We start from the raw sequence: 12,223 nt of genomic DNA on the forward strand, positions 1-12,223 counted from the left end.
GGATCCGCGACAGCAAGGCCAGCGGCCTGGGCCTGTTCCCGTCACAGGAACTGAAGGTCAACCAAGCATGGCTCTCCATCACTTTCCGTGAATCGATGGTCAGCTGTGCCTCAGCACCTGGCGAGCTGAGCGTTCAGCGTCAGAGCTGGCATGATCGCCGAGTGACAGATGTTCGCTTGCCCGCATTCCGGGGATCGGTGCGGTTTCGCTGCTGGGGTGGTTGCTGATGGCTTGGTGGTTCCGTCGACGGTCGGAGCCGGACGACGAGGTGGTGTCGGTCCGACTGCCGGCCAGCCACGAGGTCGAGCTGCCGCCCGACGAGGAGCTGGCCGAACTGACGGCCGGGGCGGAGCACGGCGACGACGTGGCGATGGGCAACCTGGCGGCGGTCCTGCATCGGAAGGGCGACCGGGCCGGCGCGATGCGCTGGTGGGGCCGGGCCTGGGAAGCCGGGAACGTGGTGGCAGGCTTCAATCTGGGGATGCAGCACGCGGCCGCCGGTGACGCGAACCGCGCTCAGGTGATCTGGGAGAAGGCCGCAGCGCTCGGCGATCCGGACGCCATGCTGGGCCTGGTCAAGCAGGCGCTCGACCGCGGCGATGCGGCCGGTGCCGAACGCTGGACGCCGGTGATCCTCGCGCAGGGCGAGGCGTTCCCGATCACCGCCCTGGGCGTGGCGTTCCGGGATCGCGGCGACCTGGCACGGGCCGTGCAGGCGTTCCTGCGCGCCGAGGAACTGGGCGACGGGTACGCGATGGAGTACCGAGCCCGGATCCTGGCGGCCCAAGGGCAGCACGAGGAGGCCGAGGCACTACGCGCACGGGCGGCGACAGCTGAGCGGATGCTCTGAGACGTAGCAGCGCGGCGAGCCGGCCCAGTGGACGCTCAACTCGCCAACTGCAGCGCTCAGTCACATCAGCTCATGAGGAGAATTCGGCGCCTGAGAAGGCTGAAGCTGGCCCGGCCGTAGCCCGTTCTCTTGATCATCTTGATGCGGTTGACGTGGCCCTCGACAGCGCCTGAGCTCCAGTGTTCAGTGAGCCCGGCGGTCACGGCGGCGAGGTCCTTGCGCAGACCGGTGGCGAAGCTGGTGATCTCCTTCACGCCGCATACCTCGGCTTGGGTGATCCAGTCCATCAGGCGCCCGCCTTCGCGCTTTCGCAGGATGAGAGCGAAGGCCTGCGCCTGGCGGGCGGCGGTGTCGATCTCGGTGCAGCGGGCCCGGACGTCCTTGACCTTCTGGTGATCGTCCTCGCTCAGCCGGGAGGGCCGGCCGATGATCCAACGGACGATGTCCCTCACGGGCGGTGGGGGTTCAGGAGGCGGCAGCGGGCGGCTGCCCGATTCGACAAGGGAGTTGAGGAAGCGGCGGATCGTCTTACGGCTGCCCGTGTAGCCCATAGCCTGGATCTCCGCTCGGAGCATGGCGGCGTTGTCGCAGCCGCCGCGCCACCGCTGTTCCAAGTGGTCAGCGAACGGCCGCAGCACTGTCGCGCGCCAGCGCGGTCGGGCGCGGAGCATCTCGTCGGCGGTTGCCGCCTGCACATAGCGGCGCACGGTCTTGCGGTCCCGTCCGAGTGCCTGGCTGATCTGGTTGATCGTCAGCCCGCGCTGCTGCAAATCATGGACCTCGGCATGTCGCTCACGGATCCGGCGGCTCTCCACCGTGTCCTTCGGGCGCTCATCGACGTCCTGGCCGCTGTCGGCCGGCTGGCTCGCCGGCTGCTTGAGGGACCTGTGGTGCCGAGCCACGGTCCGCTCGACCGCTTGGGCGAGGTTGTGCAGCAGGTGCCACCTGTCGGCAACCTGCGGAATGCCCGGCAGAGCGCGGCGGGCGCCTTCGGCGAAGGAGCCCCCGCGGTCACGGCAGATCTTCTCCACCCCCGGGTGCTGTTCCAGCCAGGCCGCGAAGGAGTCCGCGGTGCGGTCGGGCAGGACGTCCACAGGTCGGCGGGTCTCCATGTCGATCAGGATGGTGCCGTAGGTCCGACCGCGCCTGAACGCGAACTCATCCACACCGAGCACCTTCGGCGCTTTGACGTCCGGCAGCGGCAGTCTGTGGACCATCCGTAGTAGCGTGGCAGGGCTCGTCTCCGCCTGCAGCTGGCGGGTCAGCCGCGCGCCGGCCTCGCCGCCCAGGGCCAACGCGACGCGCTCAAGCAGTCGTTGGAGCGGCACGCTCCGTCGGCCATGGCGGACCGTTAGCCCGTCGACTTGCTCGGCGAAGGTCTTCTTCCGGCAGTGGGTGTTGTCGCAGAAGAACCGGCGGACCCGCAGGTCGAGCTCGACGGTCTGCCCTCCCGTCGGCCAGTCGGCCACGCGCCGTTGGTAGCGACTGTGCACACGGGAGGACACCGTCTCGCAGCACGGGCACACCGCCGTCGTGGCACCGCTGGTGACTTCTATCCGCACCCGCTGACCGATCCGGAACACCGCCTCCATCACCACCCCGGTCAGCTGCGGGAACAGGACATTAAACCGCCCGCACGCGCATTCCCCCACGTCACAGGGCTACCCAAAAGATCGCAAGCTGACCATCGATTCACGGAAAGTGATGGAGAGCCAGCTCCTACCGTCCCTTGACAGGTGGTCAACGGCTTTCGCCGTCGCGCCATGGTCCGGATCTCGAGCATCGCCCAGCCTCGCAGGTATGTGCCTGCTGTCCAGTCATCGACCTTGCGGGCCATGCCTTCCCCCGTCCCCCAGTCTCCGCGCTCCCTGCGGCACGGTATCGCGCGGGCGGTGGAGCGGTTTTGGCCGGTGTCCTGTCTGGTCTGGGTCCGAGCATGATCGGGGGGCCGTAAGCTGCTGCGACTCGGTCAGGGCTTTTGGGCCTGACCGCAGTTTGGCCGAGTGGCCCCCCGGTCTTGCTCGGTGCGGGTCCCGGTCCGGGCAGGTGGGTAAAACCGCGGAGCCGCCGACCCCAGCCACCGCGCTGCCCCGTCCTGGCGGTCGCGCCGGGACCGGGCGCCAGCCCGCACGCCCGGCGTCGGCCGCCAGAACGGGGCAGCGGCGCGCGCAGGGCGCGCGCCCTTGACCTGGTAGAGCTGAATTCGGCAGTGGGACCGTGTCAGTTGTTGGCCGTGGCGGTTACAGGGTGACGGTGGCGACGGTGGCGTCGTCGTGGGCTTTGCCGCGGGGCCAGCGCTTGCCGTCGGGGTCGGAGTGTTCGGCAGCGCGGACCTGGCGGATGACCTCGGCCGGTCCGTGGTCGCGGATCAGGGTGAGGGTCTCGGTCCAGTCGGAGAGGGTGAACCGGTCGACCAGGCGGGAGGCGCCGTCGCTGAAGAGGCTGAACCCGCTCACCTTGTCCCGCGTGAACGTGCCGGTCATGGCCTCGTGGGCCGCTGCCGGGTCGGCTGCGGCGACCCAGAACCCGCCCGACCGGTTGCGGTGGGCCCGCATGGCCTCGACGTAGGTGCACAGGGCCTCGGCGTGCGCCTGGGTTCCGGTGGCCTCGGCGTCCATGGGCCGGCGCAGTTCGGCGCCGACCTGGGCTTCGCGGTCGTCGGTGATCGTCACGTATGCGGGCTTGTCGGACCGGTCGAGCACGAGCGAGGAGTCCGCCAGGACCAGGTACTCGATGTCGTGCTCGCGAAGGCGCGTGATGATGACGGTGGCCGACGGTGTGCCCGGGTGGCTGAGGTCGCAGGTGTCGCGGTGGAGTTCGGCAGTCTGCGTGATGGCCTTGGCCAGGCAGTCGGCGAGCGGCTCATCGGGCCGGTTGGTCACCTCCGCCAGCAGGCTGACGCCGAGTCGGGAGACGTACCAGGCCACCCCGTGCACGCAGCCGCTGTCCGATCCGGCGGGGGTGCCGGCGCCGTCGAGCAGGACTACGGCGTTCGGACTGGCGGCTACGAAATCCTCGTTCGGGCGGTCGGCGTAAGCGGGCTCGGTTGCGATCTCTATGCGCACCCGCTCAGTGTGCCTCGTGGCGGTAGAACGGCGACAGCAGCCGCACGTTAACAGGCTCGTTGTCGGTGGGGTTGTACTCCACGTTGACCAGCACCGAGAAGCAGCCGGTGCCGACCTGGGAGTAGAGGTCGGCGAGGTCGTTCACGATCAGGTGGATCACGCCGAGGGTGCCCTGCGGGTGAATCCCCGTCAGCACCATGATCAGACCCTTGCCGTCCGGCCGGGGCAGGCGGCCCAGGTACGCGACGTCCGAGTTGGCGGCCGGCGTGGAGTCCATCCCGGACCGGTACGCGACACCGGCTTCCCGGTCCCGCAGGGTCCAGGGCCCGTCCTCGGCGCGCTCGAAGCAGATCGAGGGGTCCTGGGCGAGCACCCCGGCCACATGACTGGAAAGCCGCGGACCGCAGATGACGATCATGTCTTCGCGGTTCAGGTCGATCTCGCCGCCGACCGGGACGTGCTCGAAGGTCGGGTCCAGCTTGTACGAGCGGGCCAGGTCGCCGAGGCGCTGGGCGGCGGCGAAGTCCTCGGCGGCCAGGACCGGCCGGGCGTTGCCGGCCTCCTGCTTGAGCGGGGTCGCGATGATCAGGCGGGCGTTGCCCAGGAACGCGCCCTCGGGGGCGGGTGCGGACTGCTTGAGCTGGTGGATGCGGCCGCGGGTCAGTCCGGCCTCGGCTGCGATCTGGGCGTAGGACATGCCCTGGTCGTGGAGTTCGGAGATGACCCGCTGGCGGAGTCTGGAGAGCTCGGTGACCTCGGTCTGCGCTTCGGCGAGCCGCACGGTGGCGGCCCGCAGCAGTGCGAACGGGTCCTTGATGGCGGCGATCCGCTGCGTCTCTCCCGCCATGGCCTGCTCTCTTCCGTGGGGCTCACCGGTCAGGGCTGAGTCTAGGGGGATAGACAGGATCAGCAAACGGCAAGACCGGACAGTTTGCTGGGCGTCGGGGTTCATCGCGGTTTCTCCGGCGGGTTCTCGTGGCGATCAGCTGTCTAGGGGGCTATACACCCCGAGTTTCCGGCCGCAGCGCGGGCTGCTGCCGATCTTCGTGCTCGGTGAATGTTAGTTCGGCCCACACGGTGTGGCAGTTTTCGACCTCGCTGCGCGCGCCCCAGTAGTCCGCGAGCGCCTGGACGATCGCCAGCCCCCGGCCGAAGTCCTCCACCTCGTCGGAGGAGCGGAAGCTGAACCTGCTCTCGGGCGCCCCGTCGTCCGTGACCGCGATGCGGATCCAGTTCTTGCGGCGGGTGATCTCCAGCCAGACGTGGCCGCCGCGGCCGGACCGGGTGTGGATGATGGCGTTGGTGACGAGCTCGGAGGCGATCAGCTCCGCGTCACGCATCTTGGGGTTGCCGGCGAGGGCGTCGCGCACCATGGCGCGCGCCGCCCCGACGGTCTCGGGCGCTCCGGGGAACTGGGCGATCCAGGGCATGGCTGACACCTTCCGTTGCAGGAGTGGCTCTGATCAACTACTTTGCGTCAAGCTCGAATCCGAGCTTGAAAGCTAGCATTCGAGGTTGTCAAGCTGATCTGAGGAATCGTGAGGATGGGGGCAGCGTGGGCGACTTGGGTCGACCGGCGTATCTGCGGCTCGCTGATGCCCTGCGCGCCGAGATCCTCTCGGGCCAGCGCCCGCCGGGCTCGCGCATCCCCAGCATCGCTGAGCTGCACCGCGAGTACGGGCTGTCCGAGCAGCCGGTCCGCCAAGCGCTGCGCGTGCTCACGGCCGAGGGGCTGATCGAGGGGCGCCCGGGGTCGGGTACGTACGTCCGGGAGCGCCCCACGCTCGTACGGGTCGCACGTGGACGCTACCGGGCGCCCGGGAGTCCGTACGCGACGGAGAGCCGAGCACGGGGCGTCGAACCGAGCTGGTCGCACGCCTCGCAGAAGACGTACGCGACGGCGGCCCTGGCAGCTCGGCTCGGCGTCGTCGAAGGTGATCCGCTGATGCAGACGCAGTACGTGTTCCGGGGTGACGGCGCACCAACCCAACTGGCGACCAGCTGGGAGCCGCTGGCGCTGTCCGGTGGGACACCGATCGCATTGCCCGAGATGGGACCGCTCGGCGGTGAGGGCGTGGTGGTGCGCTTCGCGTCGATCGGGCTCGCACCAGACCGAGTCACTGAGGATGTGGCCGCGCGGCCGATCCTGGAAGCCGAAGCGACCTCGCTCGGGGTTCCGCTCGGCACCACCGTGCTGACCATCGAGCGCACGCACTGGGCCGGCGAAACGCCCGTCGAAACGGCGGACCTGGTCATGGCAGCAGACCGGTTCCGACTGGCCTACGAAATCGATGTACCACCCGAAGCAGCCGGAGCTCCCGCTCCGGAGCTCATCCGCGAGTGATCGATGGAGTGCCTACTGCCGGCTGGCCCACCACGAGCGGGGCTGATGGATCCGCAGACGTGGGCGGCGCTCTGGGGTCAGTTTTGATTCACCGGCCAGACTGCTGCCGGATCACAGTGAGCCGGGCACGCGAGCAGGTAGACCTCGTTGCCCAGGAACAGGTTGTAGGTATCAGCGCCAACGCTGTAGGGCTGCTCGGGCTGACCGGGATGTGCGGCGAAGTCCATGCCTTCCGGCACCTGGCAGAGGTAGACCAGATCCGTACCACACGCACACGTGTAGTACTCGGGATCCTGGGCCCAGGACGGCGTACCGCCCACCTTGAACCCATAGGCTCCTCGCCCGAACCGATCCGTGATGTCGGCGAAAGCCCGCAGTGACAGCTGCAGGGCCCGCACGGCCGGTTCTACCTCCGCTCGTGCTACGGCGTTGCATTGGAGCACCACGCGCCAGAACGGACCCGGGTAGGGCGGCTGTGGTGCGTCCCAGTACCGCTGCGCGAGCTGGCCCCCGTCCCACGGGGGATCTGTTGCGTCGTTGTGCGCACGACAGTGAAAGACAAGTAGGTGGTCGCCGCCGAAGCTCTCTAGATCCGCAGGAAGGTCGAGCTGGAAGAACATGGCCATCCGCTCTCCGCAGAAGCACTCAGGCCATTCCTGGGCCTCGTCTAGGAACGGCCAGCCACCCACCGAGTTCCGCACTGGCCGGCTCAGCAGCTCAGTTCCGACCTCGATCTCGTGTGCAGGCAGCGCCACCTGCATCTCATCCGTAGCGTGTTCGACCATGCGCTCACCCTAGAGCTGCCCGATGACGGACAGCTGCGGACCGATGTCGCGACTGACGACACGTCAAGGTCGTTGTACAGCCCCCTAGACAATCGCCTCGGAGTGTCCTACCTTAAATGTCCACCCCCCTAGACAGCATCTTCGGGGCGGTCGAGCTTCGACTGTCTAGGGGGGGTGGACGAGAGGAAGCGTCATGGGCATTCGCGGTGCGATCCCGGTCCGGTTCGAGGACGTGTTCCCGGTGGGGGCGTTCGCTGTCTCCGTGGAGCCGGCGGCGGACTTCGAGGCGAGCAAGAGCGGCGGCAGGGTGCAGGCGCGGGACAAGGCGACTGGGCAGCCGCTGTGGGTGGTCTCGGTGGTGGACCCGGACCCCGAGGCGCGGGACACGTCGGCGCGGGTCAAGGTGGCCGCGGCCGTGCTGCCGGTGCTGCCCGACCCGGCGCCCGGGTTCCCGTTCCGCCCGGTCGAGTTCGAGGGCCTGACGGTCACGCCCTACGTCAACGGGTCCGGCCGGGTGGCCTATTCGTTCCGCGCGTCGGGCGTCCGCGTGCCCGCCGCGTCCCGCTCGGCCGCCAAGGGTGCGGCCTGATCGACCGTCCCGGTAGGCGCCGCCCGGGGCCCGGACGGCGCCCACCCGGTCCAACAACTCCCAGCAACAGCAAAGGAAGTGAGGTGAGAGCCATGCGCAACCGCAACGCCAAGAGCACGCTCAGGACCGCCGTGCTCGTCCTCCTGGCCGCCTGGATCGGGTACTCCCGGGCCCTCGCCCGGCTGGGCTCCGGCGGCGGCATCACGGTCCTGGCCCTGTACATCGCGGGCCCGCTCGCCTGGTGGGCCTACCGGACGCTCTCGCTGCGCGCGCGCATCCGGCGCGGCTGGCCGGCGCTGAGCTACGCGCTGGGCCTGTGGCAGCAGGCACCGCTCCCCCGCTTCGATGCGAGCTACGAGTACACCTGGCCACGGCTCGCACGCTTCCGCAAGCACTCCGACGGCCTCGACGTCCTAGTGGGCCTGCTGCCCGGCCAGGTCCCCGAGCAGTTCGCCGAGCAGGCCCAGGCCATCGCGCACGCCTGGCGCGTGCACCGGGTCGAGGTCACCAGTCCCCGGCGCGGCGCCGTGGTGCTGCGGGCCTGGACAAGTGACCCGCTGGCCGTGCCGTTCACGGACGCGACCCCGAGCACGCGCCCACCGAGGCCCACCCTGCGCCAGCGGCTGCGCGCCTGGTGGAACGCGGCCGCAGCCCAGGCAGCGCGGAGCCGATTTCGCCACCGCCACCTGGCCGTTCAGGCACTGCACACTCTCGAAGTCGCTTGGTCGGCTTCGGCCCTGGGCCTTCCGGGCGCTCGTCGCGTCCCTGCGGCTCTCGCGCCGACTGGCGGTGCTGGCCCGATCGCTGCACCAGGAGACGGCACTGCGCCCGAACCGCTGGTCGAAGCAGGGCCGCAGTGGCGGGCGGTGACCATCGGCATCCAGGAGAACGGGGCACCCTGGCGCCTGAGGCTGCACGGCACGCACGTCCTGGTCGCCGGGGTGACCGGTGCCGGCAAGGGGTCCGTCCTGTGGGGTGTGGTCCGCAAGCTCCTGCCCGCCGTCGCTGCCGGGCTGGTGCAGATCTGGGCCCTGGACCCCAAGCGCATGGAACTGTCCTTCGGCATCGGCCTGTTCACCAAGTACGCCTCCGACCCGGAACGCATGGTCGAACTGCTGGAAGAGGCGGTTGAAGTTGACCCAAGCCGGTGGTCAGCGGGTCCTCGCCGAGGACCTGCTGCTGGTAGAGCGGCAGGAAGAAGAACAACGCGATCCACACCGAGCCGAACAGGCCCGTCAGCAGGTTGCCGACGGTCACGTCGCGGGCGGCGAACAGCCGCGGCGGCACCAGAGGGGAGGCGCTGGTGCGCTCGACCCGCCAGAACACCACGGTGAGCACGGCGGCGGCACCCAATGCGGCCAGCACCCAGGTGTCCGTCCAACCCGAGCGGCGGGCCGTGGTCAGCCCCCACACCAGGGCGGTCAGGGCGAGGACGCTCGCGGCGGTCCCGGCCCAGTCGAACCTGGCCCGTTCCGCCCGGCCCGCAGTGGGGACGCACACGGCCGTCGCCGCCAGCACCGCGAAGCTGCCGATCGCCACCGTACGGAATATCCACGGCCAGCCCCACGCCTGGGTCAGCAGCCCGCCGAGCACCACCCCCGCCGCACCGCCCGCCCCCGACACCGCGCCCCAGACCGCCAGCGCCCGGCCGCGGGCCGGGCCCGGCGGATACAGGCCCACCGCGAGAGCGAGGGCCGCCGGCGCGACGGCCGCCGCACCCGCACCCTGGACGGCCCGCGCGGCGATCAGGACACCGGGCGAGGTGGCCAGCGCGGCGACGGCGGAGGCGACCCCGAAGGCCCCCAACCCGGCCAGCAGGACGCGGCGCCGTCCCAGCAGGTCAGCGGCCCGCCCGCCGACCAGCAGCAGCGCCCCGAACGCCAGGCCGTAGGCGTTGACGACCCAGGTGGTGGCAGAGTCGGAGAGGCCGACGCCGTCCCGGATCTGCGGCAGGGCGACGTTCACGATCGAAGTGGCGAGCATGACGGTGAACTGGGCTGTGGCCAGCACCGCGAGGACGGTGCCACGGGACTCACTGGGCATGGGAACTCCAGGAACGGGGCTGGGGGAACAGGCCGGTGGGAGGGGAACGGCGCGGCGGGCGTCAGCGCGCGGCGCGCTCGGCGGCGGACTTCAGGTGCAGCAGCCACTGCGCGAGGGACCGGTCCAGGGCCCGGGTGACGACAGCGGCATCGGCCCGTACGGGCGCACCGTCCCAGGACTCCTCCGTGACGACGAGGGTCGTCCTGGCCGAAGGGGTGAACGTCCACTGGTGGACGGCGGTGATGCCCTGGGAGAGGCCACCCCACAGAATCGACCGGGGTGCGTCCACCGCGTACACGGTGGAGCTGATGTCCACGCCGCCGGTGCGCCAGTGGAACACCGCGCCCGGCGTCAGCGGGGTCAGAGCGCGGGCTTCGGCGATGTCCGGCTGCCAGGTCGGCCAGCCGGGTACGTACGTCAGCAGCGCCCAGACGGCCGGGGCCGGGGCCCGGATCGGCAGCTCACGGCGGGCGAGAACCGGGGCGGCCCGGTCGATGCCCGAGGGCGTGTTCTTCATGTCCCCGAGTTTGGCCGGGCCGACCCGGCGCCCTCATCGGCGACAGTCGCCTAGGCGGCTGCCTAACTGAGCAGGCCCGGCCTAGGCGTTCCGGCCGAGTACGTCGGCAAGCTGGCGGCGCGAGGTGACGTCGAGCTTGCGGAACACGCTGCGCAGGTGGGCGTCGATGGTGCGCGGGCTCAGGAACAGACGGTCGGCGACCTCTCGGGAAGTCGCGCCGGTCGCCACCAGGCGGGCGATGTTCAGCTCCTGACCGGTCAACAGCTCCACCGCGCCGAGCACGGCCGGCCGGGCCTGCTCGCCGGCGGCGGCCAGCTTCACCCGGGCCCTCTCGGCGAAGCCCTCCGCGCCCATCGCGGTGAACAGCCCGTGAGCGGCGCGCAGCGCCTCCCGGGCCTGCCCGCGGCGGCCGTCGCGGCGCAGCCACGCACCCTGGTGCAGCAGGGCGCGGCCGTGCCACACCCGCAGGCCGGCGGCGGCCAGCCGGGCCACCGCCTCGGCGTGGAGTTCCTCCGGGTCCTCCGACAGCAGGGCGGCGAGGGCGGCGCGCACACCCAGCGCCCAGTCGGTGCCCGCCGCCGACGCGTGCCGCGACAGCTGCGCGAACGCCTCTCGGGCGGTGTCCTGCTCGCCGCATCGAACGGCCGCCTCGACGAGCTCGGGCAGGGCGAGGCTGGACATCCCCAGCTCGCCGTCGGCGACGGCCGACCGGGCCGAGGCCAGAGCTGCGCGGTGGTCGGCGGTGCCGTTGGCGTGCAGCGCCGCTGCCGCGTGGACGGTCGCCGTCAGCATGCCCTTGTGCCGGGCGTGCGACTCGGCCAGCACCCGGTCGAACAGGGGCCGCGCCTGCGCGTCCGCCCCGCGCACCGCGGCCGCGAACAGCCGGCCGTACCAGTGCGGCGGGACACCGGTCACTTCGGCTATGCCGTCGGCCTCGCTGTTCAGCGCCGCCGCCCCGAGCAGGTCTCCGCGCTGGGCCGCGGCCATCGCCTGCATCCACAGGCCCACCGGCAGGACCATCAGCGTCCCGCCGGTGCGCGCGGCGTCCACCGCCCGACTGGCGAGCCGGTCCTCCAGAGCGATGTCCCACAGTTCGACGGCAAGCAGGGCGGCCAGCGACAGCCGGCCGGCCCACAGCGGGTCGGTCTCCTCCGACAGCAGTCCGTGCAGCACCGGTACCGCCGCCAGGTCGCCGTCGAGGTAGCGAACGAGCCCGTCCAGCAACTCGTCCGCAGTCGAGCGGTCACCGCTCGCGGCGGGCGCCCGCCGGGCCGCCGCCAGGGCGTTCGCCGCCGCGGCCGAGGACCGGCCCACCACCAGACCCGCCTGGAGTGCGTCCAGCAGGTGGATCCTGGCCCGGCCGGGATCAAGGTCGGCCGCCGCCACCAAGTGGCCGACCGCATCCGCCGCGCCGTCACCGAAGAACGCCGCGCGACCGCGCAGGAGGTGAGCCTGCACCCGTCCGGCGGTGTCGATCGGGCTGCCCTCGGCAGCCTCGACCAGCGTCAGCGCGCTCTCGAACGCACCAGCCTCCAGCGCGGCCCGCGCGGCGGCGAGACTGCGTTCGGCCCGCAGCCGCGGATCGGCCGTCAGGGCCGCGGCCTGCTCCAGGAACGCCGCCTCGGCAGCGGCCCCGCCCCGGCGCCGCGCCCGCTCCGCGCAGCAGGTCGGCCGCGGCCTCCTCGTCCGGCCGGGACAGGGACTGCGCGCGGTGCCACGAACGCCGGTCGGGCGCCGTCAGCGGATCAGTGGCCTCCGCGAGTGCCCCGTGGACGCGGCGGCGCTCCGCAGGCGAGGCCGCCGTGTACACCGCCGAGCGCACCAGCGGATGCCGGAAGCGTGCCTGCCCGCCCAGCTCGATCAATTCGCTCGCCTCGGCCTGCGGCCCCACACCCAGCAGATCGGACGCCCGCCACAGCAGCCCGGGGTCACCCACGGGTTCGGCGGCCGCCACCAGCAGCAAGGTCCGGGCCTCCTCGGAGAGGAGGGAGATCCGCTGCTGGTAGTTCTGCTCGATCCGGTTGGCCGGG

Annotated in this window: 12 protein-coding genes and 2 pseudogenes; 5 read left to right on the plus strand and 9 right to left on the minus strand. The window is 71.2% G+C overall.

The window, feature by feature from the left end; genetic code table 11:
- Both C7C46_RS35930 and C7C46_RS14560 read left to right on the plus strand, forming a co-directional pair.
- A partial coding sequence (locus C7C46_RS35930; RefSeq protein ID WP_220040624.1) for a hypothetical protein occupies window positions 1-227 on the plus strand: 227 nt, incomplete at its 5' end.
- The gene (locus C7C46_RS14560) at window positions 227-850 is read left to right on the plus strand and encodes an SEL1-like repeat protein (protein ID WP_110669643.1); all 624 of its coding nucleotides are present in this window, start codon (window positions 227-229) and stop codon (window positions 848-850) included. The genes C7C46_RS35930 and C7C46_RS14560, both read left to right, overlap by 1 nt.
- A 65-nt stretch (window positions 851-915) precedes the next feature.
- Here C7C46_RS14560 and C7C46_RS14565 read toward each other — a convergent pair whose 3' ends face one another.
- From C7C46_RS14565 to C7C46_RS14580, 4 genes are all read right to left on the minus strand, one after another.
- Complete coding sequence (locus C7C46_RS14565) at window positions 916-2,442, minus strand: ISL3 family transposase (protein ID WP_245984421.1); 1,527 nt, start codon at window positions 2,440-2,442, stop codon at window positions 916-918.
- A 648-nt stretch (window positions 2,443-3,090) separates the two neighbouring features.
- Complete coding sequence (locus C7C46_RS14570; protein WP_110669646.1) at window positions 3,091-3,915, minus strand: protein phosphatase 2C domain-containing protein; 825 nt, start codon at window positions 3,913-3,915, stop codon at window positions 3,091-3,093.
- Between the two features lie 4 nt (window positions 3,916-3,919).
- The gene (locus C7C46_RS14575; protein ID WP_110669648.1) at window positions 3,920-4,762 is read right to left on the minus strand and encodes a sigma factor-like helix-turn-helix DNA-binding protein; all 843 of its coding nucleotides are present in this window, start codon (window positions 4,760-4,762) and stop codon (window positions 3,920-3,922) included.
- Between the two features lie 151 nt (window positions 4,763-4,913).
- Window positions 4,914-5,345, minus strand: a complete 432-nt coding sequence (locus C7C46_RS14580; RefSeq protein ID WP_110669650.1) for an ATP-binding protein — start codon at window positions 5,343-5,345, stop codon at window positions 4,914-4,916.
- Window positions 5,346-5,470: 125 nt separating this feature from the next.
- Between C7C46_RS14580 and C7C46_RS14585 the strand changes: the two genes are divergently transcribed.
- Window positions 5,471-6,259: a GntR family transcriptional regulator gene (locus tag C7C46_RS14585; RefSeq protein ID WP_245984420.1), complete on the plus strand. Its 789-nt coding sequence runs from the start codon at window positions 5,471-5,473 to the stop codon at window positions 6,257-6,259.
- Between the two features lie 77 nt (window positions 6,260-6,336).
- Here C7C46_RS14585 and C7C46_RS14590 read toward each other — a convergent pair whose 3' ends face one another.
- The gene (locus tag C7C46_RS14590) at window positions 6,337-7,044 is read right to left on the minus strand and encodes a hypothetical protein (protein ID WP_181442353.1); all 708 of its coding nucleotides are present in this window, start codon (window positions 7,042-7,044) and stop codon (window positions 6,337-6,339) included.
- 193 nt (window positions 7,045-7,237) lie between these two features.
- On the opposite strand from C7C46_RS14590, the gene C7C46_RS14595 reads away from it, so the two are divergent.
- Window positions 7,238-7,633: a plasmid replication, integration and excision activator gene (locus C7C46_RS14595; protein ID WP_110669652.1), complete on the plus strand. Its 396-nt coding sequence runs from the start codon at window positions 7,238-7,240 to the stop codon at window positions 7,631-7,633.
- A 92-nt stretch (window positions 7,634-7,725) separates the two neighbouring features.
- Window positions 7,726-8,703 (plus strand): annotated as a pseudogene (locus C7C46_RS37710) (hypothetical protein); the annotation flags it as partial.
- 4 nt (window positions 8,704-8,707) lie between these two features.
- On the opposite strand, the gene C7C46_RS14600 reads toward C7C46_RS37710, so the two are convergent.
- The 4 genes and pseudogenes from C7C46_RS14600 to C7C46_RS35935 all read right to left on the minus strand — a co-directional run.
- Window positions 8,708-9,676, minus strand: a complete 969-nt coding sequence (locus C7C46_RS14600; RefSeq protein WP_110669655.1) for an MFS transporter — start codon at window positions 9,674-9,676, stop codon at window positions 8,708-8,710.
- A gap of 61 nt (window positions 9,677-9,737) precedes the next feature.
- A complete protein-coding gene (locus tag C7C46_RS14605) occupies window positions 9,738-10,193 on the minus strand; it encodes an SRPBCC family protein (RefSeq protein ID WP_110669656.1) in 456 nt (151 codons plus the stop codon).
- Window positions 10,194-10,274: 81 nt separating this feature from the next.
- Window positions 10,275-11,651, minus strand: coding sequence for a helix-turn-helix transcriptional regulator (locus C7C46_RS14610; protein ID WP_110669658.1), 1,377 nt, complete (start codon window positions 11,649-11,651; stop codon window positions 10,275-10,277).
- Window positions 11,608-12,223, minus strand: a pseudogene (locus C7C46_RS35935) (hypothetical protein); the annotation flags it as partial. The gene C7C46_RS14610 and the pseudogene C7C46_RS35935, both read right to left, overlap by 44 nt.

The organism is Streptomyces tateyamensis, from assembly GCF_003205575.1.
Taxonomy (GTDB): Bacteria; Actinomycetota; Actinomycetes; order Streptomycetales; family Streptomycetaceae; genus Kitasatospora; species Kitasatospora tateyamensis.